Below are 24,029 nucleotides of genomic sequence, written 5' to 3'. Positions count from 1 at the left end.
CCGGGCGGGACAAACCAGTATCCCGAATCGAAGTAGAATAGCGAATTTCAGGCGCTGAAAAATGAAAAAATTAAGAATATCGGGTTAGTTAGCGACTGTCGCGCAGAGAAAATTCAAGTTCTGCAAATAGTTTGCTACAAATTGTCCAACATACTCATCGATATTTGCCAGACTTATCAACTGCGCTATCGACTGCTAATCAGGAGAATCATGATGAGTCATTCAGAACTACGTCAACTGGGTCGTTCCGCCATTCGGGTACCCAGGTTGACCTTTGGTGGCAATGTGTTTGGCTGGACTATCGACGAAAAAACGTCGTTTTCCCTGCTCGACGCGCTGCTGGAAAAAGGGTTGAATTTTATCGACACGGCTGATGTCTATTCGCGCTGGGCGCCGGGCAATGAAGGGGGCGAGTCAGAAACGATAATCGGTAACTGGTTAAAGCACAGCGGTAAGCGCGATAAGATTGTCCTCGCCACCAAAGTCGGTATGGATTTGGGTAACGGTAAAACCGGACTGGCGGCGAAATACATTCGTCAGGCGGTGGAAGCGTCACTCAAGCGCCTGCAAACTGACTATATCGACCTGTACCAGGCGCACCGTGACGATGAAGATACGCCGTTGCAGGAGTCTTTAAGCGCGTTTGATGCGCTGATTAAAGAGGGTAAAGTGCGCGCTATCGGCGCTTCTAACTACTCGGCTGCGCGCCTGACAGAGGCGCTGAAGCTCAGTGCCGATAGTGGGCTGGCGCGTTATGAAACTTTGCAGCCTGAATATAATCTCTACGATCGAGCCGGTTATGAGAGTGGTCTGGAGCAGGTGGCACGGGAACATGGGCTGGGGGTGATTAACTACTACTCCCTCGCCAGCGGTTTCCTGAGCGGTAAATATCGCAGTAAAGAGGATGCCGCGAAGAGTGCCCGTGGTCAGGGGGTGGTCGATAAATACCTGAATGAACGCGGGCTGAAAATTGTTGATGCGTTAGTGCAGGTAGCCGAAGCGCATCACGCATCGCCGACCCAGGTTGCGCTGGCATGGCAGATTGCGCGTCCGGGGATCACCGCGCCTATCGTTAGCGCCACCTCGCTGGCCCAGGTGGATGAGCTGGCGAAGGCGACCGGGCTGAAACTGAATGATGACGAGCTGCGTCTACTGTCGGAAGTGAGTCGCTATTAAATGGCTTTGGGCGGCCGCAGTGAAGGCCGCCCGTGCAGCATCATCTGAACATCACCTGTGCCCAGCGCGCCAGACCGGCGGTCACCGATCCGAAGTCGTCGCCGCTGGCTAACGGAATATCCGGCAGCTGCTGTTGCAGCGCCGCACGCAGCACCGGAGATTTGGCGCTGCCACCGGTCAGGTAAACGACATCCGGACGGGTGCCGCTGGTGTTCAACGCCAGAGTCACCTGCTCCTGGATACGCTCCAGAGGCTGGCTGATAGCCGCCTCAAGCCCCGCGACGCGAATACCGGTTTCCAGCCCACTATCGATAAAGTCCAGCCTGGTCAGCACCTCGTCACGTTGTGACAGGGCGATTTTGCTCTCTTCTGCCGAGCGTACCAGGCGGTAGCCGAGACGTTGTTGCCATACTTTCAGCAGTCGCTGCACTTTCTGCGGTTCGGCGGCATCGCGGATCAAATCCTGTAACAGTTTGCGCGACGCGGTGGCATAGAAGTCGCTTTGTGCCGGAACATCGTTGATCGCCACGGCATTCCACCACGGCAGGGCCGGTAGCCCGGTGCCTTTGACCGTTTCACCGCCGAGACCGAGCAGCGGCATCAGCTCCTTAAACGCCAGCATGATATCCAAATCGTTACCGCCGACGCGGCAGCCGCTGTGCCCAAGCAGGCTGTCGGCGCGGTCAACTTTGTCCTGCCACTGCGGGCCCATCAGCAACATGGAACAGTCGGTGGTTCCGCCGCCGATATCGACCACCAGTACGCGGGTCTCTTTATTCAGCGTCGCTTCAAACTCTAGCCCCGCCGCTACCGGCTCGAACTGGAAAATGACTTCCTTAAAACCGGCACGGTTGGCGGCGCGTGCCAGAATGCCTTCCGCCTGGCGGTTGGCCTCATCGCCTCCCAGCCCCTGGAAGTTGACCGGGCGACCAATCACCGCCTGGGTGACGTTTTGGCGTAGAGTACTTTCTGCCGTCTGACGAATATGCAGCATCATGGCGCAGACCAGGTCTTCAAAAAAGGCCACCTGCTGTGGCTTCAGGCCGCTGGCACCAAGGAAGGATTTAGGTGATTTAACAAACCACACCTCTTCCGGGTCATCCATATACTGTGCCAGTGAATCCAGACCAAATTTGACGCTGCCCGGCAGGACGTCAATATCTTCTTCACGGTTGAAGGCCAGAGCGCGGCGCAGCAGCGCCTGATTTTCTGCCTGCGGAGTCGGCACCTGATGGTGGCGGAACAGCCATTCACTCACCGCATCGCGCGTTGGCGCACACAGCATAGAAGGTAACCAGGGCGAGTTCTGCTCTAACGGTAGCAGCCTGGGTGCACCGTTTTCCATGATGGCAATGGAGCAGTTTGCCGTACCGTAGTCGAAACCGATAAACATCGTTTCCTCCGCTGAGTGTGAAAAAAGGGGAGGACTTTAGCTTGAGAGCGCAAGCGGCGCAAGCTGCAGCACCCGGTTTGCGCGATAAGCGCGGCAAAATCCACCGGTTAGCGCAATGATGCCTGGCGAGAAAGGAGAGGAGCGTGACGATTAATGGGGGCTGTCAGGAGGATGGCTTTTGCCAGGGACAGCCCGTTGGTGGACGCCAGCCTTGAGCTGCTGGCGGCATTAATACACGCAGAGCTGACCACGCCCGCTGTGTTTGGCTTGATAACAGGCACGATCTGCCTGTGCCATCAGTTCGGTGATGCTGGCGTTATCGGCGCTGATATGTGTCAGTCCGGCACTGGCACCGATACGATGTTCACGGCCTTCCCACAAGAAATGATAGCTGTTCACCGCATCGACAACAGAGCCGACAATCTTACAGCCCTCTTCTGGGGAGCACTCCGGCAGCAGTACCCCAAACTCATCTCCCCCGAGACGCGCGAGGACATCATTAGCGCGTAGCATCTGCTGCATGATGTGTGAAATTTCGCACAGCAGTCGGTCGCCGGCCGCATGTCCGGCGCTATCGTTCACCGCTTTAAAACGGTCAAGGTCAATAAATACCAGCATATGCTGTTGCTGCTGTTCAACGCTTGATTTGACCAGCAGTTTCAACTGACGCTCAAAGTTGACGCGGTTGGGCAGGCGGGTCAGCATATCGTGGGACGCGTTGTAACTCAGGCGTCTCATCATTTCACGCGCTTCGCTGACGTCCTGAATGACCATCACGCTGCCGATATTTTCCCCCGTCAGGGTTTTCAACGGCGAAAGGCTGTAGTTGACGGCAAACTGATTGCCGGAACGGTTATGCAGCACCAGCCCGGCATCAAGGTCATCCGATTTTTTTTGCTGGGCGAGATTGCAGCTAAACAGGTTCTCGGCCGCCGAACTTGAGCTGCCGTGGGTAATACGCAGAATGTCGTTTAGCGATTTACCTGAAGCCTGATGTTGCAGCCAGCCGCTCATTTTTTCCGCCACCGGGTTCATAAAAGTCACGCGCATCTTTTCATCGGTGCTGATTACCGCCTCACCGATGGCATCAAGCGTAATATGTATTCGCTCTTTTTCCTGGTACAGCGCATCGGTCAGTAGCCGCACCGCAGAAATATCCTGATTGATGCCGAGTATGCGTTCAACCTGGCCTTTTTCATCGCACAGGATATTAGACTGGCTGCGAATATGGCGCACGCCGCTTCCGATCTGTATGCGGAATTCAACATCTACCGACGTGGCATTCTTTATCGCATTATTGAAGGTGTTAATCGCCCTCTCCCGATCGGCCGGGTGCAGTTTGTCGACCCAGCCCTGATAGGTTGCCTGTGAATCTATCGGCAGCTGATAGATTTGCAGCATGCGTTCATCCCAGCTCATGATCCCGGTTGATATATCCCACTCCCATACGCCGATACCCCCGGCTACGTTGGCGAGAGTGATACGCTCCATCAGCCGTTTGTTGATATTTTCGCTGCGCTTTAGCTCAGTAATATCTTTGATCTGCGCGATAAAATAGAGCGGTTGCTGCTCACTGTCGCGAACCAGCGATACGGCCAGCAGTGTCCAGACGGTTTCTCCATCCCTACGGTTATAGCGTTTTTCCAGACTGTAGGTCTCAATCTCTCCGGCCAGCAAAGCGCGCGCTTGCGCCACTCCTTTATCCAAATCGTCCGGATGGCTAAGCTGTTGGGCCGTAAGTCCGCAGAGTTCCTCGGGGGTGTAGCCAAACAGTTTCGCCAGCGACTGGTTTACCTTTATCCACTGCCCGCTGGTGGATACCAGCGCCATACCAATGGCCGAGTATTCCATCGCGTGGCGGAAACGGGTTTCACTTTCAGAAATATGTTTGCGCTCTTCGCGAAATGAGTGCATCACCAGCGTCATCATATGGCTGGGGATCAGCGCTAACAGGAACGGCACCCAAGGCATGGCGATGAGCTGCTGTAAGCTGGAAGTATCATGGGCGATCAGCTGAAAAGCCAGCATCAATGACATCATTGAGATGGTGGCCAGATAGACAACGAAGGCTTCAAAGCGCGGCAGGCGCACCGCGCTGTAAAATAAAATCACCACTACAAAGGTAAACGGCGAAGGGGCATAGCGCAGCGTCAGCCAGCAGAGAGTCAGCGTGGCCATTAACGTCAGCAGTGTTTCCAAAAGGACACTCTGGCGCAGATGACGACGGACATAATCCGTCTGCCACAGCAGACCGACCGGGCCCAATGCCAACATGCCAATCACTTCAGATACGCACCAGGTGGCATAAAAATGTAGCGCAGCGTGACCGGTTAATTTTAATAGCCAGCACGCAATAACCCCGCCGAGCAGCGAGGTAAAAAGGCCGGTGACCATCACCATTTTAACCCAGCTAAGCAGTGAGTTAAGTGGGGCATCAGGTTCCAGCAGTAAACGCAGCAGCGCGCCACCTAGCAGCGCCTGCATCAGGTTGATCAGCGGAAAGACCAGGCTATAAAATGACACGCCGTTAAAGAAAATATTTGCGCCGATCAGACCCAGTACGCAGCCAGCCAGCAGAACGGGTAGGGCGCGCGCGGGATGGCGGAACACAACGACGGTCATCAGCGCGGTGGAAAACCACAGCGGGGAGATCTGCCCACTGACTTTAATCAGCTCAAGGCAGTAACAGGTGAGCACAAAGCTTAAACACGCAAACAGCAGCGCATTAAACCACTGTGGGCGCCATTGTTGTACCAGCCTTACATTTTCTATCGTCATCGCACTCCGGCACAGTACTAGTCTGGGCACAATCTGAAACACTCTCGCCATGCTAGCATAAGAAATAAATGCCACAGCGGCAAAATCTCAACGATCCGCTGTTCAGAAGATAAATTTAATGTTTGGGTTCAGCAGAGTGTGTACTTACTGGCGTAGTTTAAGCAATTGTTCACGCGTCCATGCGTGCTCAATACCGGCAATTTTTGCCGAAAGCTGTTGAAGAAATTGCTGAGTGGTGGCAATTCGTCCCTGGCCAATCAGCAGGATGGGGATTAAAAAAATAAGACAAAACTGTCGTGGGGAAAAAACGGGCGGGATCCGGTGGCGCTGACTTACCAGGAAGAAGCTGCTTAGCGTATAGCCGAGCAACAGCCCGCTGATGACTTCGCTGTTTGAATGATAGTGAAGCACCAGACGTGAAGTACCAACGCACAGGGGAATCAGATAGCCGATGATAACAGCAACATTGCGCCACTGACTGGACAGTCGGCCGCTCATTAACCATAACATCACCGGCCACAGGGTCGCGGACATGGCGCTATGGCCACTGAAACCGGTGAAGTTGAAGCTGGCGCTGCCAATACCAAATCCCATAAAGGCAATTTTCGACAGACTGACGATGGCGCCGGTTGCGCAGAATGTCAGAATCCAGTAACCGGCGCTGCGTTTATCATCGCTTTTGCAGAGAAGTGCTAGCGCTATGATCAGGGCGGTGGGGATCAGCAACATGCTGTCGCCAAAGTAAGTGAGGAAGTGGATAATATGCCAGAACACTCTAATTCCTTATAGCTGTTTTCTGCCGCCCAGTTTAGCGGTCAAAGCCTTCGCTACCTAAGGGTAAAGTCCGAAAAGACGGCAGGCGCTTTTTTCTGGCATCAGAAGGGGTTACTCCTTATAATTGCGCCGCTATGCCCTTCATATTTCACTCTGCGGTGTGTTGGTTACCTTCATTTTTCCGGTCACCTGACTTAACAATGTTCATGTGAACTGGCCTGATGAGGCCACTCTGTATCTTGAAATCGACAGGGCATACTTACCCTTTATACTGTCTCAGAATCAGGTCTTTAAAATATGGCTGACAAGTCGCATCAGTGCGTCATCGTAGGTATCGCAGGCGCATCCGCCTCGGGAAAAAGTCTTATTGCCAGTACGCTTTATCGTGAAGTTCGCGAGCGTGTCGGTGATGAAAATATTGGTGTGATCCCCGAGGATGCCTATTATAAAGATCAGAGTCATCTGACCATGGAAGAGCGGGTCAAAACCAATTACGACCACCCAAGCGCGATGGATCACAGTCTGCTCCTACAGCATCTGCAAATGTTGAAAGCCGGGAAGGCTATCGACCTGCCGGTTTACAGCTATGTTGAGCATACCCGCACCCAGCAAACCATTCGGCTTGAACCCAAGAAAGTCATCATCCTCGAAGGGATCCTGTTACTGACTGATGCCCGGTTGCGCCAGGAAATGAATTTCTCTATCTTCGTCGATACGCCACTCGATATCTGCCTGATGCGCCGTATGAAGCGTGATGTCAACGAGCGCGGGCGCTCGATGGATTCTGTGATGGCGCAATACCAGAAAACGGTGCGGCCGATGTTCCTGCAATTTATCGAACCTTCCAAACAATACGCCGATATTATCGTGCCGCGCGGTGGTAAAAATCGTATTGCCATTGATATTCTGAAAGCGAAAATTAATCAGTTCTTCGAATAATCGAAGCGCAAGCCGGAGTTCCTGAATGAGATTATGTGACCGCGACATAGAAGCCTGGCTCGACAATGGCAAGCTGGGTATCGATCCGCGCCCGCCCGTAGAGCGTATTAATGGCGCGACCGTTGATGTGCGTCTGGGTAACCAGTTTCGTACGTTCCGTGGCCATACTGCCGCTTTTATCGATTTGAGTGGCCCTAAAGCTGAGGTCAGCGCTGCGTTAGATCGCGTGATGAGCGATGAGATTGTGCTGCCGGAGGGCGATGCGTTCTTTCTGCATCCGGGCGAACTGGCGCTGGCAGTGACCCTTGAATCTGTGACGCTGCCTGACGATCTGGTCGGCTGGCTGGATGGGCGCTCCTCTCTGGCCCGTCTTGGCCTGATGGTTCATGTTACCGCCCACCGTATCGATCCTGGCTGGCAGGGGCGCATCGTGCTGGAGTTCTATAATTCAGGTAAGCTGCCGCTGGCACTGCGTCCCGGTATGTTGATTGGCGCGCTAAGCTTTGAACCGCTCTCTGGCCCAGCAGCCCGCCCTTATAACAGCCGACAGGATGCCAAGTACAAAGGCCAGCAGGGCGCGGTTGCCAGTCGTATTGATAAGGACTAAACGAGCGCATGTGGAATCGGTGAGTTAAGATTGCAGAAGGTGGCAGCTTGGTGCAACCCCTGTTGTTTAGCCTGATGAGGGGCAGCCGTCCCTCATCAGTGGCAAGATGAAGAGTTAAGGAGCAGGCATGAAAAGGTTTATTACCACACTTGCGATACTTCTGGTGGTGGTGGTTTCCGGAATGACCGCGCTGGTGATGCTGGTGAATCCAAACGATTTTCGCGCCTATATGGTTCAGCAGGTGGAGCAGCGTAGCGGCTATCGTCTGGCGCTCAACGGCGATCTGAGATGGCACGTCTGGCCTCAGCTTAGCATCCTGTCTGGCCCGGTCACCGTGACGGCTCCTGGTGCGCAACAGCCGGTGGTGAGTGCTGCCAATATGCGCCTTGACGTCAACCTTTTGCCGCTGCTCTCGCATCAGCTCTCGGTAAAACAGATCATGCTGAAAGGGGCGGTCATTCGCCTGACGCAGGACAGTGAAAGCCAGCCTGCTGCCGATGCACCTGTGGGCCCCCCCGGTAGCCGTTCCTCTTCGCCTGCGGATGATGTGGCGCGTGGCTGGAAATTCGATATTTCCCATCTGCGTGTTGCGGACAGTCTGCTGGTGTGGCAACAACGCAACGGTGAACAGCTTAATCTACGCGATCTGAATCTGGCGCTTGACCAAACCCAGCCGCGTCAGGTGCATATTGAAATCAGCAGCCGCGTCAGCCGCGATCAGCGCGAGCTACAGTTAAATGCAAGCAGCGATCTGGATATCACTAACTATCCACAGCAGGTCAATGCATTAATCCAGTCCCTTGATTATCAGCTCAAGGGGGTTGGTTTACCCCCCGCCGGGATTCAGGGCAAGGCACAAATGAAAGCGCATTGGGATAACCTGGCGCAGCGTTTCAGCCTTGACGATATTCTCCTCAGTGCCAACGATAGCCAGCTTAGTGGAACCTTGTCAGGAACGCTTGGAGAGCGGCCACACCTGCTGGCAAATTTGCGTGCCCACAGTCTCGATCTTGATTCTTTGTTCGGCCTGGGAGGCATTGGCGATAATGTCCCGAATGCTGGCGGACAGCGCAGCGGCTTCGCGCCGGTGATCGCCAGCGTACCGGTGACGGATAATGCCCATAGTCTGCTTAATGCGCTGGATGGACAACTGACGCTGGCAGTGGAGCAACTTCGCTGGCGAAAAATGCAAATGAATAATGTGCAATTGCATGCTGCGAGCCAACAGGGTTTGCTCACCGTGGATACCCTCAATGGAACGGGAGAGGGCGGAAGTTTCTCTCTGCCGGGTACGGTGGATGTGCGCAGTGCGCAGACCAAAGTGACCCTGGCCCCGGAACTGAAGCAGATTGCGATGACTCCGTTATTGAAAGGATTTGAGCTACCGGAGGCCGTCAGTGGCTCACTGTCACTGCGGGGACATTTTAGCGGATTTGGCCTGAATCTTGCCGCATTCAAGCATCAGTGGCAGGGACAGGCTGAACTGAGTCTTGATAATGCGCAGTATGCAGGATTGAATCTGATGCAAATGGTTCAGCGGGCCGTTGAAAACAGCAGTGATAAGGTGCATGGAAAGGGCGGCGATGGCACGCCAAACCCACAACGTTTACAGGGCAGCGCGACGCTGAACAATGGCGTTGTTTCCTTTGTCCGGCTTGATGCCAGTTCGGCGTTGCTTAACTACAGTGCCAGCGGCAGCATTGATTTAGTCAAGCGAGAGCTGGATGTGCTGTTTGGTGTCACCATCACCGGGGGCTGGAGCGGTGACAGCGCGTTGGTAGAGCGTTTGCAGCAACTTCCAGTGCCTTTGAGGGTCTATGGGCCGTGGTCGGCGGTAAATTACAATCTTAAAGTGGACCAGCTGTTGCGTCAGCAGTTGCGCGATGAAGTGCGGCAGCGGCTGGATAAATGGACGAAAAGTCATCCAGACAAAGCCAACAACGACGTTAAAAAGTTGATAGGCGATTTGTGATGCTGGGCGGCCGTCAATCGATGACGGCCGCCGTGATGTTGCTTACCTTTGCGATGGGATGCGGCCACGCGCATTATGCGATTTCACAGCGAAGCCTGAAGCGGTTGCGGAATAATCTTCACCTTCTGTACTCTATGACTGGCAACCTGTAGCGTGCGGAACAGATAGCCCCCAACCTCTATCTCCTCGCCTTCCAGCGGCACATGTTGCAGTTGCTCCATCAATAATCCTGCCACCGTGTGATAGTCACGCTTCTTGTCCAGTTGCAGCGGCAAATACATCATCAGATCTTCCAGCGGCATATGACCATTTGCGATCCAGCTGCCGTCGTCATGCTGTTGGATATCATGGCGTGGATCGGTTTTCTCACTCTCATTAGGCAGGTAACCTGCAATCGTTTCCATGACATCACTCAGGGTAACAACGCCCTCTACCGAGCCAAACTCATCGACAACAAAAGCAAAATGGGTGCGTGCGTGCCGAAATTGCTCCAGCGCAGGCAGCAGAGACAGTTTTTCAGGAAAGATCGGCGGCTGGCGTACCAGCGTGCGCAGGTCGATAGGGTTGCCACCTAGCGCCTGTTTAAGCAGGTCAATCACGTTTACCACCCCCAGCGGTTCATCGCTGTTTTCAGTAATCAGCATGCGCGTATGCTGATTAACGTCCAGCTGCGCCATAATTTTCTCCGGCGAGTCAGCCAGATCGATATGTTGAATATCGTGGCGAGTGGTCATGATGCTATTTACGCTTCGCTGGCTCATTGCCAGTACGCGAGCGATCATCATACGTTCCTGCTTATTGAAAATGGCCTTACGCCCGCCTTTGTCGGCGACCAGTGAGGAGGTTTCTGCATCAAAGTCCGCCTGGTCATGGTGCCCACGCAAAAGCCGCAGCACGGCTTGCGCCGTTCGTTTCCGCAGCGATAATTGCGCCGACAAATAGCGGCGACGATTAAATCGGGCCAGCTGATTAAGTGCTTCGATAATCACAGAGAAACCGATCGCTGCGTACAGATACCCTTTAGGGACGGCATAACCAAAGCCGTCAGCCACCAGGCTAAATCCAATCATCAACAGAAAGCTCAGGCACAAAATAATAATGGTTGGATGAGCGTTAACGAAAGTAGTTAACGGCTTGCTGGCTGAGAGCATCAGTAAAATGGCGATGATAACTGCTGCCATCATGACTGCCAGCTGGTCAACCATGCCAACGGCGGTGATCACGGAGTCGAGTGAGAATACCGCATCAAGCACCACGATTTGCGCAACCACCGGCCAGAAGCGGGCACCGTCCTTTTGTGAACTGTCTTCCGCATCTTTACCTTCAAGGCGCTCATTCAACTCCATAGTGGCCTTAAAAAGCAGAAACAAGCCACCCATCAGCATGATCATGTCGCGTGCGCTAAAAGCATGTTCGCCCAGGCTAAACAGCGGCGCAGTCAGTGACGATAGCCAGGATACGCCAGCCAGCAGCAGCAGCCTCATGACTAATGCCAGTAACAAACCGGTTATACGCGCGCGGTCACGCAGGACTGGGGGCAGTTTTTCCGCCAATATGGCGATGAAGACCAGGTTGTCCATGCCTAGCACCAGTTCCAGCACCACTAAAGTGACCAGACCGGCCCAAATTGAAGGATCGACAAACCATTCGAGCATTATTCCACCTTAGAGATATTTTTTATAAACCAGGACAGATATGGCACTTTCACCCAATAATTGAGCGTATCTCAAATGCAATTAACCTGTTAACAGAGGCAAGAAACAGGGTTGGCGTCGCGCGAGTCATTCTTACGTAATTTGTCATTTTTTCACCATTACTGGTCTGTTTGTTAATAGGAATAATCGCATCTTATCGAATTTATTTATGCGTGATGCCTATTTTAAAATGAAATAATAGTGAGAAAAATCTTAATTTGGTAAAGCGAAAGTGAATAATAAGATGTGCTCACACGGCAGGGGAGTAGTCTTATTCCTAAAAGGAGTAGCAAGGGCAGTGAGGCTCTTGTAAAGGGACCATTTATAACTAGTATAGCAACGTATTAGTGAATGTCTGCGTTGATATTACATTTAACGCAGAACAGTGGGGGGAATGTCGATTTTTGTGAGGAAGCACTCAATCCACTAATAAATGTTAGCGGCTGGCGTCAGAGATGATGGGCTTATAACGGTAAGCGGCAACATTTACAGCGTATTGGTAGCTACAAGCCAGGGGCGGTAGCGTGTCCTGATGAGGATACTCAGGATAAACCCGTGGATCCTGCGCGTTTAAGTTGATTATATGGCCAAGTTTTGTGGTTGCAGTGCCAGCGATGATGACCTTTTAGCCGTATTCCCTGGATAAGGCCCCTGTGTAATAACGAACGATGTGTATGAAATATCCCTCACCACCGCTTCGATACCAATAAATCACAGGCTCCCTGAGATAAAATTAAGAGTTAACTATGCGCGAAATTGAATTCACCTTTAAAGGGTTGTTAATAAGATTATCATTGGCCCTGTCAGACCTCATCTTTTTCAATGCAGCGCTGGCACTCGCCATTGTGCTGGTGAATGGATTTTCAGGTGATATTCTGGCAGATATTCCAGCACGCGAATTAAACTTAAAAATAGTGACACACATGGTGCTGTCGCTGGTCTGTGTTGGATGGTTCTGGGTAAGGTTACGTCACTACACTTATCGAAAGCCCTTTTGGTTCGAGCTTAAAGAAGTATTCAGAACAATCTTAATATTTTCTATTGTGGATCTCTCTGTCAGTGCATTATCAAAATGGGAGCTTTCTCGCTGGATCTGGATGCTTACCTGGCTACTGGCGATGGCGATGGTTCCAGCGGGACGTTCCTTTGTGAAACGGATGCTGAATCGTAAAAAGCTGTGGAAGAGGCAGTCAATCATCATTGGCAGCGGCAAAAATGCCCAGGAAGCTTGGCAGGCGCTACAAAGCGAAGAGATGATGGGTTTCGATGTGGTCGCCTTCTATGACGTTGACGCCAGCCAGACCGCTCTTGAACTGTTCGGCATTCCCGTCTTGAAAGAGGAAACGCAGCTGTGGTCGATGGTAGATAGCGACACGCAGTTTATCGTGGCGGTCGAGTATGAGCAGAGCCAGTCGCGTGACTGGTGGTTAAAAAATCTCGCCAAGCACCATTGCCGCTCGGTTTCGGTCATTCCTTCTTTGCGCGGCGTCCCCCTGTATGGCACGGATATGGCCTATATCTTTAGCCATGAAGTGATGATCCTGCGCGTGAACAATAATCTTGCCAAACACAGTTCACGCTTTCTTAAACGTATCTTTGATCTTGTTGGCGCGCTGGGGATTATCACCATGCTGCTGCCAGTCTTAGTCGTATTGATTTTTATGGTTTCACGCGACGGCGGCGCGCCAATTTATGGTCATGAGCGCGTCGGGCGTGATGGTCGTAAATTTAAGTGTCTGAAATTCCGCTCAATGGTGGTGAATTCAAAAGAGGTACTGGAAGAAGTGCTGCGTAACGATCCGGTTGCTCGCGCTGAGTGGGATGAAGACTTCAAGCTTAAAAACGATCCGCGTATTACCCGAATCGGTCATTTTATTCGTAAAACCAGCCTTGATGAACTTCCGCAGTTGTGGAACGTGGTTCGCGGAGAGATGAGTCTGGTCGGGCCAAGACCGGTGATAGAAGCCGAGCTTGAACGCTATGCGGGTGATGTTGATTACTATTTTATGGCTAAGCCAGGAATGACCGGATTGTGGCAGGTAAGTGGGCGCAATGATGTGAGTTATGAAACCCGCGTTTACTTCGACTCATGGTACGTAAAGAACTGGTCACTGTGGAACGATATCGCCATTTTGTTCAAAACGATCGGTGTGGTTCTGAAACGTGATGGCGCTTACTAATCAACGAGAGAGCGAAGGACAATGATAAAGAGTCACCAAGCCTGATTTGATCAACTGACGACTTCCAGGCGCATACAGCGGCGGCCTAGCCTCTGTCATTCACATTACTGATAGCGATGAACCAGATGATTCTAATCAAAACTAAATTGATACCTCTGATGGTATCGGCGGCACTTCTGTCCGGCTGTACCATTGTGCCAGGTAACCATCTTTCGACAACGGGTAAAGATGTTGTCGAGCAGCAGGACAGCGATTTTGACATCGATAAATATGTCAATGTTTTCCCGTTGACCCCGAGCCTGGTCGAGCGCATGAGGCCTAAGCCGGTCGTGGCTCAGGCTAACGCCTCTTTGCAACGTGAACTGCAAAATTATGAATATCGCATTGGCGTGGGCGACGTATTGACGGTAACGGTCTGGGACCATCCCGAATTAACGACGCCAGCGGGGCAATACCGCAGCGCCAGTGATACGGGTAACTGGGTTCATTCTGACGGCACCATCTTCTATCCCTATATCGGTAGAGTGCGCGTATCGGGTCATACCGTTCAGCAAGTTCGCGATGAAATTTCCGGTCGCCTGGCGAAGTACGTGGAAAGCCCACAGGTTGATGTCAGCGTTGCCTCGTTTAAATCGCAAAAAACCTACGTGACCGGTGAAGTCACGACTTCAGGCCAGCAGTCGATCACCAACGTTCCCCTGACTATCCTTGATGCGATTAACGCGGCTGGCGGCCTGACCGCCACCGCAGACTGGCGCAATGTGGTACTGACGCATGACGGACGTGAACAGCCAGTCTCTCTCCAGGCGCTAATGCAAAATGGTGACCTGTCACAAAATCATCTTTTATACCCTGGTGATATTCTCTACGTACCGCGCAATGACGATCTCAAAGTGTTCGTCATGGGAGAAGTCAAGCAGCAGGCGACGCTGAAAATGGACCGCAGTGGGATGACGCTTTCAGAAGCGCTGGGCAGTGCACAGGGAATGGATCAAAGTGTAGCGGATGCCACCGGCGTTTTCGTTATTCGTCCTGTTAAGGGGACAAACCGCAGTAAAATTGCCAACATCTATCAGCTTAATACCAAAGATGCTGCCGCAATGGTGATGGGAACCGAATTCCGTTTAGAACCTTATGACATTGTTTATGTCACCTCCACGCCACTCACCCGTTGGAATCGCGTGATTTCGCAGCTGGTCCCAACCATTAGCGGTGTCTACGATGCGACACGTAACGTACAGACCATTCATAACTGGTAAACGGCGGCAGAATTTATGATCAATTCAATCTTAGTGGTGTGTATCGGCAATATCTGCCGCTCTCCTACCGGTGAGCGGCTGCTGAAGTCAGCATTACCAGAGAAGAAGATCGCTTCAGCCGGATTGAAGGCGATGGTAGGAAGCCCGGCGGATGATACGGCCAGCGGTGTGGCTGATGCACACGGGCTGTCGCTGGAGAAGCACGTGGCACAACAACTCACTGCGGATATGTGTCGGGACAACGATCTTATTCTGGTGATGGAAAAAAAACATATCGACCTTGTTTGTCGTATTAATCCGTCAGTACGTGGCAAAACCATGCTGTTTGGACACTGGATCAATCAGCAAGAGATTGCGGATCCCTACAAAAAAAGCCGGGATGCCTTTGAGGCCGTGTACGGAGTTCTTGAAACCGCTGCCCAGAAATGGGTCAACGCATTAAGCCGATAGTTGGGATTTTCAATGAAAACAGAAATTAAGCAACCGTCAGCGAACGGTGGCGAGGCGCTCAGATTCGAACTGGCGCACCTTGTGGGACAGCTTCTTGATCATCGCTGGATGATTCTGGCGGTGACGATACTGTTTACGTTGATGGGTACGCTATACAGTTTGTTTGCTACGCCGATTTACAGTGCGGACGCGATGGTGCAGGTTGAGCAGAAAAATGCCAACACGGTACTGAATGACATATCGCAAATGATGCCAAACGCACAGCCCGCTTCTGCCGCCGAAATTGAAATTATTACCTCGCGTATGGTTCTCGGGAAAACGGTGGGCGACCTGGGCCTCGACGTGATGGTACAGCAGGATCATTTCCCGCTGATAGGGGCTGGTCTATCGCGTATTTTGGGTCAAAAAGCGCAGCAGATAGCCGTTTCACGTCTTAAAGTGCCGAGTTTCTGGGACAAGCGTGAACTGAGCATTGAAGTCGACGGGCCGGATAGCTACATCGTCAGTAAAGAGGGTAACGAGCTATTCAAAGGGAAAGTGGGCCAGTTCGAGCAGCACGGTGATGTCACCCTACTGGTTAGTCATATTGAGGCTGAAGCGGGCACTCACTTCACCGTCAGCAAGCTAAGCACTTTGCAGGCGATTAAAATGATCGGCAACAATCTGGTTGTGGCCGATATGGGTAAAGATACCGGCGTTTTAGGATTGACCCTCAGTGGTGAGGACCCGGTGCAAATCAGTCGGGTACTGGATCAGGTTATCAACAACTATCTCTACCAGAACATCGCGCGCAAATCTGAAGAAGCTGAGAAAAGCATCCAGTTTCTTGCTCAACAGCTGCCGGAAGTACGCGGTAATCTGGATCATGCGGAAGATAAACTGAATACCTTCCGCCGTCAGCATGATTCGGTCGATATGTCACTGGAGGCTAAATCTGCTCTCGATTCAGCCGTCAGTATTCAAACGCAGCTGAATGAGTTGACCTTCCGTGAAGCGGAAGTTTCACAGTTATTTAAAAAGGATCATCCCACCTACCGCGCGCTGCTGGAAAAACGTGGGACTCTGGAAAACCAGCAGAAACAGCTGAATGGTAAAATCAGCCAGATGCCGCAAACCCAGCAGGAAATTGTTCGTTTAACGCGTGATGTGCAGGCAGGGCAAGAGATATATATGCAGCTGTTGAGTCGTCAGCAGGAGCTAAATATCAGCAAGGCCAGCACGGTTGGTGATGTGCGTATCATCGATCATGCTGAAACCGCTCCCAAGCCCGTTGCACCGAAAAAAATATTAATTGCCGCTATCAGTTTGATTGCAGGCCTGATGGTTTCTGTCGGACTCGTCCTCTTGAAAGCGCTCTTCCATCATGGGATTGATAATCCAGAACAGCTGGAAGAGCTGGGTCTGAGCGTCTATGCCAGCGTGCCGCTTTCTGAGTGGCAGCGCAAAAAAGATCGCGAAGCGCTTCTAAAACGAAAACTCCGTGCCAAAATTGACCCGCATAACCGACTGCTGGCATTGGGCAACCCGACTGACCTGTCCATTGAAGCGATTCGTAGTCTGCGAACCAGTTTGCACTTTGCGATGATGGACGCGCCAAATAACATTCTGATGATCACCGGCGCCAGCCCGGGGATTGGTAAGACCTTTATCTGTGCCAACCTGGCGACGCTGGTGGCGAAAACCGGTGAAAAGGTTCTGTTTATCGATGGTGATATGCGACGTGGCTACACGCATGAGCTGCTTGGCGCGGAGAGCAAAACCGGCTTGTCGGACATTCTGTCAGCGAAACTCCCGTTCAGCAGAGACCTGGTGCAGCGCGGAGAGTACGGTTTTGATTTTATCGCGCGTGGTCAGGTACCGCCCAATCCCTCTGAACTGTTGATGAACACCCGCATGAATGAGTTGGTCGAGTGGGCCAGTCAGAATTACGACCTGGTACTGATTGATACACCACCGGTACTGGCGGTTACAGATGCCTCGATTATCGGCAAGTTGGCGGGGACTTCACTGATGGTGGCGCGCTTTGAAAGCAACACCGTTAAGGAAGTTGAAATCAGTTACAAACGCTTTATTCAGAACGGCATCGAAATTAAAGGGGTTATCCTTAATGCCGTCGTGCGTAAGTCAGCCAATGGTTATGGCTATGGTTATGACTACTACGACTACAGCTACCAGCAGGGTGAGAAAAGCTAATTGCCGTGCGGAACCTTTTACAGCCTGTTGAAAGGTTCCGCTGTTCTGGCAAGGGTCAGTTTGTGAATGTTTAATAAGGTGCCTGGTAATGAAGGATATTTCCTTTTCCATTGTCATACCTGCATATAATGCATCAGAATCAATTGTCACCACACTTGATTGTCTGAAAGAGCAAAGCTACAAAAAATTTGATGTCATTATTGTCGATGACAAATCTGACGATGCGGAAAAGCTTGCCCAAGTCGTGAAGAGTGAACGCTACAGCGGGTTGAACATTAATCTCGTCCTGTCGGAGAGAAAGCTAAATGGCGCAGGTGCCAGAAACCGGGGCATCGATCTGGCCACCGGAGACTATGTCTGTTTTCTCGACGCCGACGATGAATGGCATAAAGATAAACTGCAACAGAACCTGGCGCTGATTGAACAGCTGGAAGGTCAGGGCGAGCGGCGTTTTATTATTTATAGCCAGGTCAACATCATTCAGGATGGCAGCTTCCTTAAAGTGATGCCGCTAAAGCCAGTCGGTGAAGATGAATCGGTAGCCGAATATCTTTTTGGCTGCTACGGGTTTATCCAGACCAGCACGATAGTACTGAAACGCGAAGATGCGGCAGAAATTAAATTTGATGAGCGATTTATCCGCCATCAGGATTACGATTTATGTATTCGCGCCGACAAAGCAGGATTTAAGTTTGTGATGATTGCTCAGCCACTGGCAAATTATCATATGGTTACTCGGTTTGGTTCTCAGCATAAAGGTGAATCGGTTAAGTACTCTCTGTTCTGGCTGGACGCAATGAAGCCGTATCTCACCCGACGCGACGTTCATACCTACAAAGCCTATAAGTTACCGCTGCGCTATAAGATGGACGGTAAATCATTGCAGGCCAGCCTCAGCTTTGCCCGCTACTTTTTCTTGACTCATAAAGATAACCGCACCGACTTCCTTAAACGCCTCAAGAATAAATTAAGGGCGCGTTTGGGCGGAAAGTAGCGGTCGCAGCAGGGTAATAACGGGTAAATATATGGCTATATATTGGATAGTTAGCTACAGCATTCTCCTTTTTTGTTTTTTCGAACTGGCGATGATTAATCAGTCCGGTGAAGTTAAAACGAAACTTTTAATTAACTATTTCTGCCTGATAGCGGTGTTTGCGCTCATTTTGTTCGCCGGAATGAGAGGGCCAAATTCCGGCATGGATGATTCGCAGTATATTGGTTTTTTCCATGATTTCTCCCGTCAGAGCGGGATGGCTGGCTATCAGGCGATAGCGGATATTTACCGATATGAGAATTTTTTCATGCTGCTGGCCTGGTTAGCATCGTGCTTCACCCATGAGAGCTACTTCTTTTTGCTGTTTATCAGCTTTATCGCGGTGTCGACCAATGCCTGGGTTTATAAAAAATATTCGCCGTTGATCCTGTGCTCTCTATGCCTTTATTCTGCGCACCTGTTTATCAACAAGGATATGAATCAGATTCGCTTCGGGTTATGTAGTGCGTTTGCGATTGCCTTTATTTGTAGTTTGGTGGCGCGCAATTATTTACTCGCTTTGCTTTTTGTCATCCTGAGTACCCAATCTCACTCCACTGGCTACACCATTGTGATGATCCTTCCCTTCTTTTTTATCAGGGAGCGCAAATACTTACCCCTTTTGCTGGTTATTGCCTCTCTTCCGTTAGGCATTATCGGTGGCAAAAAACTATTCCTTGACTCGCTCGGAATAGTCCCCGTATTAGGGGAGCGTGCGGCAAGCTACAGCGGTACTAACTTTGATACATCTTCTCCAGTATTTGGATTGGCAAACCTGAAAAATATTGCGTTTATTGCTGCTTTCACGCTCTATTACTTCCGCAACGGCATCATGAAGGAAGATCGTTTTGTCTATATTCTCCTCGCTGCTTACAGCATCGGGGCGGCGGTCCGCATAACGTTTTCCGATTTCAGTATTTTTGGTGGCCGAGTAGGTAACCTTTTTCTCCATACGGAACCGCTGCTATTTGCCTTCCTGATGATACGTATACGTAATTTATTGCTGAACTTCTTTATGCTATTTTCCATTACGACCTATTATCTTGCATATAATACGGTGCTTTCAGCTCAGTCGATTATGGGGTACAACATTGCCCCCTTATTCAAAATCTTTGGCTGACCCTGGCATATCTATTTGCATGACATATAGAGCAATACTGCCAGCCTGATGCAGGCTTTACAAATTGAGCGCTGCCTCTCTTCCTGCTGACGTTGTTTCAGTGCTTTTATGCCTGGCAAGTGATTTACCTGTCGTTCGGGCTGAAATTATTAACAGGATGCTTACATGTACAAGTTGTTAATCCTTATCGATGGCATTTCCAATAGTGGTGGTACTGACCGGGTGGCCAGTACCCTGGCGAGTTTATTGAGTCATCATGATTATGACGTCACGCTGTTTTCATTAACGCCTGGCGATCCTTACTATCCTGTTGATGATAAAGTTACTATTTGCTATCCGAAAACCTCGGTGCGTGTATTAAAGCTGTTTGAGTTTATCCGTTATACTAAAAATACACGCCCCGACGGCGTGATGATTATCTCAATGGGTAAGCTGTCTGTTCAGGCACTGCTGCTGTTGACGTTATTTCGTGTTAAATCAAAGCTAATTTGTTGCGATCACGTTTCGGTTGAAACGTTCAGTGCTGCCGTGCGGAAGCTGAAGGTATTCTGTTATGGCTTGGCGGACAAAGTGGCGGTACTTACCGAGCACGATAAAAATTATCTTACCTCAGAGTTTGCGGTAAAAAATGTGCATGTTGTGAGGAATATTTCACCTTTCCATCATGAAAACAGCCTTAACCACTTTGATGACGTTTTCGGCCACAAGCAGAAAAGAGTACTGGCAATAGGTCGCTTAACGTACCAAAAAAACTTTGGTCGTCTGCTCGATATTTGGAGAAATGTGCATAAGCAGGGGTGGAAGTTACTGATTGTTGGTGATGGTGAAGAGAAAGGCGCACTGCTGGAAAAAATAAAAAAATATCACCTTGAAGAGAGTGTGGAAATAATAGGATCAAGCAAAAATATCAGTGAATACTATCGTTCGGCCGGAGTCATTGCTATGACGTCACGCTACGAAGGTTTGCCGATGGTATTAATTGAAGCTAAGAATTATGCGTTACCTGCGATAGCTTTCGACTGTAAAACAGGGCCTGCAGAGATCATTAAAGATGATGGCTTTGTCATTAATTATGACAGTGATAATGCCTTTACCGAACGGTTAAATCAGCTTATTGATGATGATGCACTCAGAATGACCTTCGCTCAGGCCGCCTGGCGCAATGCTGCCGAATATGGCCCTGAATTAATATTAAAAAAATGGAATGAAATCCTGAACTAAAAAGAAGGTGATATGTTTTCAGTACTTATTTCACTCTACAATAAAGAGACACCAGAAAATCTCGAGCAATGCCTTGAGAGCTTATATCAACAAACGTTGCCTGCTGATGAAATTGTCCTGGTCTATGATGGCCCGGTTAACGAGTCTTTAAAGGCGGTTGTGACCCAATGGGCTGTTTTATTGCCGCTGGTGACGGTTGCGCTGGAGAAAAACGTGGGGCTCGGTAAGGCATTAAATGCCGGGCTGGCGTGTTGTTCACACAATCTCGTGGCGCGCATGGATACAGATGATATCTGCCTGCCCGAGCGCTTTGAGAAACAAATCTCCTATATGCAATCGCATCCTGACATCGTTTTGTCAGGTGCCGCCGTCATTGAATTTGATGAGTATGGCAAAGAGCGCCTGAAGCGCCTGCCTCTTGGCAATAATGACATTCATCAATTCGCCAAAATGAAAAACCCTTTCAACCATATGTGTGTCGTATTCCGTAAGGATAAAGTGATTGCTGCCGGAAGCTATCAGCATCATCTGTTTATGGAAGATTACAACCTTTGGTTGCGTATGATGTCGCTCGGCTACCCGGTGGCTAATTTGCCTGACATTCTGATGAAGGTCCGTGCAGGCAGCGAAATGGTGAATAAAAGGCGCGGTTGGGTTTATATCAAAAGTGAGATCCAGCTTTACCGCCTGAAAAGAAAGCTTCATCAAATCGGATTTATCCGTGGTGTGCTTTATTTTTTGATTCGTACCATGACGCGTTTAATGCCGGCAAAAGTGATGCAGTTTCTTTATGAAAAAGACCGCAAATAATAAAAATTAATCAGGCGGCATAGATAAGAGATAACTCTGGGTGAATGAACAATGAAACCACGACGTAATCACGGGAATTTTTATGAAACGCAGAGAGTTAATACGAACGGCATTTTCAACTATCGTCGCCACGGCGGCGCTCGGTTCTATTCCTGCTCGGGCGCGAAGCGAAGACCTGAATGCATTGACGCTTAAAAATGTGCCAGCAGATGCTATTCCTAAAACGGATGTTCCAATATTTTCACCTGATGATGTCTTTACCATGCCTGAACAGTTCTGGCGTGATTTCAAAGGTAAACTTTACATTGGTAAAGTGGGGAGCGATCCAACCCAGCCGCAAAATGGGGTTGATGTCTTTGTCAAAAATGCCAATGGCAGCGTTGCTCTACTCGCCCAACCGATTGTTCTGAATAGTGAGACATTGAAAACCTTTGTCATGGCCAAAGGCGCGCTGTGGTCAGAAAGTGAATATTCTATGGCGCTGCATAATGATAATGACGAACAGCTTTTCTACGTTCCTGACGTCAAAAACAATGGCGTTTCAGAGTTTAGCCGCCGCCTGTCTCAACCCGGTGGATACCAGTTAATTGGTGAGATTTCCTCTTTTGCCTCCCTGCGTCAAACGCGTCCCCTGTTCTCGGGAGCAAAAGTTCGTCTTAAAGGCTGGCATGAGGGTTCCGAAGTAGGAGGCGGTGCCTTTATTGGCGAACTGACTGCGGCAGATGACGATGGCGGCTATATTGCCTCCTCGGGGCAAAATTTCCACTGGCGGCGCGTGAGCGATGATATGAATCGCATCACTCTGTTTGATTTCGGTGCCGTAGCTGATGGAAAAACAGACTCTCTTCCGGCCGTGATAGCGATGTATCACTGGGCGCAGAACAATAACCAAAAGCTGTCAATCCAGTTTCCTGCCGGACGCTTTTTCATTTCATCCTTTGATATTTCGGCTAAATATATTCGTTTTCTGCGCCTGGCAGGCGCGCCGGTGAATTTTGGCTATTTTCCTGCGACCACGTTGCTCTCAGACGGTAAATCAGATTTCCTGTTTAAGGTGAATGCCCGCTGGGTTGAGCTAAGCAATATCAGTTTTGAAGGCCAGATCGAACATTCTGCAAACGGCCAGGGATTCTTTCATAATACCTGTCCGGCAGGGCAATATTTCCGTGGATCTTGTCTGCGATTTATCGGCGTTGGTGGTGTTTCTCTGAGTCTGATCGATACGCTCGATTGTAAAATCGATCAATGGTACGCCAATAAATGTACCGGAGATGTTATTCGGGGCACATGGTCATTCACTAAAAAAGGGAACTGGGACCATAATACGGCCATTGAGTTATCCAATTTCAACGTGCAGCACTGTCGTCAGGGTAAAGTGCTTAATTTACCCCGCTGTACCCAGTCTATTATCCACAACGGCTGGATTGAGCATTGTGAATATCCCGGGGATCTCTCTAACGGCCAGTGGATTGTTGATGCCCTGAGTCTTGAAGCTTGTAAGAATCCACTGATAGCCCATTGTTCACGTCTGAATATGCGCCAGACCAATTTACAGTCCGGCAGTTGGATTGATAATTCATTAGGTGAAGATGAGTGGCTGAGTGCTTACGAGCGCGGCTCAACGCGCGTGGAGTCGTATGGTATCGCCGTTGATGGCAGCATGAATTACAACTATCTGACTTCGCGTTTCCGCATAGAAAATCACACTGGGCAAGAAAAGTGGTTTGAGCTGGGTAATATTCATACTCCCGATGTCGGGGATAGCTGGGAAATCGACCTTTTCGGTCAGTCGCAGTTCAGTAATGGCTCAGGCACAAAGGCGTTAATGAACATGACTGGCGATCGCCATACCGGGGGTAAGGCGATCATCAGTCTACAGCGTAAAGTACATGGTTTTGAAGCCAGCTGGTGTGTCGAAGGCAGCAGCCCCATCTCCGATGTGGTTTATACCACCGTGCAGGACAGCGACACGCGGGTATTTGTCAAACTTGCGGCATGGTTAGGTTCTGCGGGCGTGATGATGAAAACCACCGCGAAGGATCGTTTCGCCACGGGACAATGTGCGCGTTTTGACAGCCTGATGAAGCTTGCTGAACCGCCAAAAGGGGAAAAAGTCCATTCGGCTGTACGCCGCTTCTCTCTTCATAACGGATTGGCAGGTATTGGTGCTAACGAGCAGGGTGATTTACTGGTTAAATCGCGCCATCTTGATGCCTCTAAGGTCGAAACCTCCGTGGCCCAGGGATATATTTCACTGGTTATTAACGGCCAGCAGGTTGCAGTACCCTATTTTGCACTAAAACAGAATACCTGATGCATAGCGGATTGACTCCGCCACATTGATGCGCGGGTAAGCAACGCGTTGCGCGCTGGCTTATCCGTTATTTTCGGATAACTCCATGCCGCTATTGGTTTATTATCGAAAAAAAT

Annotated in this window: 17 protein-coding genes; 13 read left to right on the top strand and 4 right to left on the bottom strand. The window is 50.4% G+C overall.

Going from position 1 to position 24,029, the window contains the following annotated elements; translation table 11 throughout:
* Positions 1-213: 213 nt before the first annotated feature.
* Complete coding sequence (locus EPIR_RS11135; RefSeq protein ID WP_048697386.1) at positions 214-1,176, top strand: aldo/keto reductase; 963 nt, start codon at positions 214-216, stop codon at positions 1,174-1,176.
* Between the two features lie 40 nt (positions 1,177-1,216).
* Here EPIR_RS11135 and yegD read toward each other — a convergent pair whose 3' ends face one another.
* The 3 genes from yegD to EPIR_RS11120 form a co-directional block, all read right to left on the bottom strand.
* Positions 1,217-2,569 carry a molecular chaperone gene (gene yegD / locus EPIR_RS11130; RefSeq protein ID WP_023655499.1) on the bottom strand — a complete coding sequence of 451 codons (1,353 nt, stop codon included), beginning with the start codon at positions 2,567-2,569 and terminating at the stop codon, positions 1,217-1,219.
* A 228-nt stretch (positions 2,570-2,797) separates the two neighbouring features.
* Complete coding sequence (locus EPIR_RS11125) at positions 2,798-5,347, bottom strand: diguanylate cyclase (protein WP_023655498.1); 2,550 nt, start codon at positions 5,345-5,347, stop codon at positions 2,798-2,800.
* Between the two features lie 144 nt (positions 5,348-5,491).
* A complete protein-coding gene (locus EPIR_RS11120; RefSeq protein WP_023655497.1) occupies positions 5,492-6,121 on the bottom strand; it encodes a phosphatase PAP2 family protein in 630 nt (209 codons plus the stop codon).
* Positions 6,122-6,418: 297 nt separating this feature from the next.
* Here EPIR_RS11120 and udk point away from each other — a divergent pair, with 297 nt between their 5' ends.
* The 3 genes from udk to asmA all read left to right on the top strand — a co-directional run bounded on the left by udk (position 6,419) and on the right by asmA (position 9,639).
* A complete protein-coding gene (gene udk / locus EPIR_RS11115) occupies positions 6,419-7,060 on the top strand; it encodes a uridine kinase (RefSeq protein WP_023655496.1) in 642 nt (213 codons plus the stop codon).
* Positions 7,061-7,085: 25 nt separating this feature from the next.
* Entirely contained in the window at positions 7,086-7,667 is a 582-nt protein-coding gene (gene dcd / locus EPIR_RS11110) for a dCTP deaminase (RefSeq protein ID WP_012441058.1), read from the top strand.
* A 127-nt stretch (positions 7,668-7,794) separates the two neighbouring features.
* Positions 7,795-9,639 carry an outer membrane assembly protein AsmA gene (asmA, locus tag EPIR_RS11105; protein WP_023655495.1) on the top strand — a complete coding sequence of 615 codons (1,845 nt, stop codon included), beginning with the start codon at positions 7,795-7,797 and terminating at the stop codon, positions 9,637-9,639.
* 83 nt (positions 9,640-9,722) lie between these two features.
* On the opposite strand, the gene EPIR_RS11100 is transcribed toward asmA, so the two are convergent.
* Positions 9,723-11,294, bottom strand: a complete 1,572-nt coding sequence (locus EPIR_RS11100) for a TerC family protein (RefSeq protein WP_023655494.1) — start codon at positions 11,292-11,294, stop codon at positions 9,723-9,725.
* 785 nt (positions 11,295-12,079) lie between these two features.
* On the opposite strand from EPIR_RS11100, the gene wbaP reads away from it, so the two are divergent.
* The 9 genes from wbaP to EPIR_RS11055 all read left to right on the top strand — a co-directional run bounded on the left by wbaP (position 12,080) and on the right by EPIR_RS11055 (position 23,913).
* Complete coding sequence (gene wbaP / locus EPIR_RS11095) at positions 12,080-13,513, top strand: undecaprenyl-phosphate galactose phosphotransferase WbaP (protein ID WP_023655493.1); 1,434 nt, start codon at positions 12,080-12,082, stop codon at positions 13,511-13,513.
* A gap of 125 nt (positions 13,514-13,638) precedes the next feature.
* Positions 13,639-14,772 (top strand): polysaccharide export protein, encoded by a 1,134-nt coding sequence (locus tag EPIR_RS11090; RefSeq protein ID WP_193387544.1) that lies wholly within the window; start codon positions 13,639-13,641, stop codon positions 14,770-14,772.
* A gap of 15 nt (positions 14,773-14,787) precedes the next feature.
* On the top strand, positions 14,788-15,222 hold the full coding sequence (locus EPIR_RS11085) for an arsenate reductase/protein-tyrosine-phosphatase family protein (RefSeq protein WP_023655491.1): 435 nt from the start codon (positions 14,788-14,790) through the stop codon (positions 15,220-15,222).
* Between the two features lie 12 nt (positions 15,223-15,234).
* On the top strand, positions 15,235-17,415 hold the full coding sequence (locus EPIR_RS11080) for a polysaccharide biosynthesis tyrosine autokinase (protein ID WP_023655490.1): 2,181 nt from the start codon (positions 15,235-15,237) through the stop codon (positions 17,413-17,415).
* 88 nt (positions 17,416-17,503) lie between these two features.
* Positions 17,504-18,409 carry a glycosyltransferase family 2 protein gene (locus tag EPIR_RS11075; RefSeq protein ID WP_023655489.1) on the top strand — a complete coding sequence of 302 codons (906 nt, stop codon included), beginning with the start codon at positions 17,504-17,506 and terminating at the stop codon, positions 18,407-18,409.
* 31 nt (positions 18,410-18,440) lie between these two features.
* On the top strand, positions 18,441-19,568 hold the full coding sequence (locus tag EPIR_RS11070) for an EpsG family protein (RefSeq protein WP_023655488.1): 1,128 nt from the start codon (positions 18,441-18,443) through the stop codon (positions 19,566-19,568).
* 165 nt (positions 19,569-19,733) lie between these two features.
* The gene (locus EPIR_RS11065) at positions 19,734-20,789 is read left to right on the top strand and encodes a glycosyltransferase family 4 protein (protein WP_023655486.1); all 1,056 of its coding nucleotides are present in this window, start codon (positions 19,734-19,736) and stop codon (positions 20,787-20,789) included.
* 12 nt (positions 20,790-20,801) lie between these two features.
* Positions 20,802-21,599 (top strand): glycosyltransferase family 2 protein, encoded by a 798-nt coding sequence (locus tag EPIR_RS11060; RefSeq protein ID WP_023655485.1) that lies wholly within the window; start codon positions 20,802-20,804, stop codon positions 21,597-21,599.
* 82 nt (positions 21,600-21,681) lie between these two features.
* Entirely contained in the window at positions 21,682-23,913 is a 2,232-nt protein-coding gene (locus EPIR_RS11055; RefSeq protein ID WP_023655484.1) for a phage tailspike protein, read from the top strand.
* Positions 23,914-24,029: the final 116 nt, after the last annotated feature.

Origin of the sequence: Erwinia piriflorinigrans CFBP 5888 (assembly GCF_001050515.1) — a bacterium.
In the GTDB taxonomy this organism is placed as follows: Bacteria; Pseudomonadota; Gammaproteobacteria; order Enterobacterales; family Enterobacteriaceae; genus Erwinia; species Erwinia piriflorinigrans.
The sequence above is the reverse complement of the archived record's forward strand: the minus strand, read 5'-3'. Positions and strand labels throughout refer to the sequence as shown.

Excerpts from the sequence above, each read along its gene's own strand:
- wbaP (WP_023655493.1), top strand. The coding sequence starts at position 12,080 with ATGCGCGAAATTGAATTCACCTTTAAAGGGTTGTTAATAAGATTATCA.
- yegD (WP_023655499.1), bottom strand. The coding sequence starts at position 2,569 with ATGTTTATCGGTTTCGACTACGGTACGGCAAACTGCTCCATTGCCATC.
- EPIR_RS11080 (WP_023655490.1), top strand. The coding sequence starts at position 15,235 with ATGAAAACAGAAATTAAGCAACCGTCAGCGAACGGTGGCGAGGCGCTC.
- EPIR_RS11065 (WP_023655486.1), top strand. The coding sequence starts at position 19,734 with ATGTACAAGTTGTTAATCCTTATCGATGGCATTTCCAATAGTGGTGGT.
- EPIR_RS11100 (WP_023655494.1), bottom strand. The coding sequence starts at position 11,294 with ATGCTCGAATGGTTTGTCGATCCTTCAATTTGGGCCGGTCTGGTCACT.
- EPIR_RS11135 (WP_048697386.1), top strand. The coding sequence starts at position 214 with ATGAGTCATTCAGAACTACGTCAACTGGGTCGTTCCGCCATTCGGGTA.
- EPIR_RS11055 (WP_023655484.1), top strand. The coding sequence starts at position 21,682 with ATGAAACGCAGAGAGTTAATACGAACGGCATTTTCAACTATCGTCGCC.
- EPIR_RS11125 (WP_023655498.1), bottom strand. The coding sequence starts at position 5,347 with ATGACGATAGAAAATGTAAGGCTGGTACAACAATGGCGCCCACAGTGG.
- asmA (WP_023655495.1), top strand. The coding sequence starts at position 7,795 with ATGAAAAGGTTTATTACCACACTTGCGATACTTCTGGTGGTGGTGGTT.
- EPIR_RS11090 (WP_193387544.1), top strand. The coding sequence starts at position 13,639 with ATGATTCTAATCAAAACTAAATTGATACCTCTGATGGTATCGGCGGCA.
- EPIR_RS11075 (WP_023655489.1), top strand. The coding sequence starts at position 17,504 with ATGAAGGATATTTCCTTTTCCATTGTCATACCTGCATATAATGCATCA.
- EPIR_RS11060 (WP_023655485.1), top strand. The coding sequence starts at position 20,802 with ATGTTTTCAGTACTTATTTCACTCTACAATAAAGAGACACCAGAAAAT.
- EPIR_RS11085 (WP_023655491.1), top strand. The coding sequence starts at position 14,788 with ATGATCAATTCAATCTTAGTGGTGTGTATCGGCAATATCTGCCGCTCT.
- udk (WP_023655496.1), top strand. The coding sequence starts at position 6,419 with ATGGCTGACAAGTCGCATCAGTGCGTCATCGTAGGTATCGCAGGCGCA.
- EPIR_RS11070 (WP_023655488.1), top strand. The coding sequence starts at position 18,441 with ATGGCTATATATTGGATAGTTAGCTACAGCATTCTCCTTTTTTGTTTT.
- dcd (WP_012441058.1), top strand. The coding sequence starts at position 7,086 with ATGAGATTATGTGACCGCGACATAGAAGCCTGGCTCGACAATGGCAAG.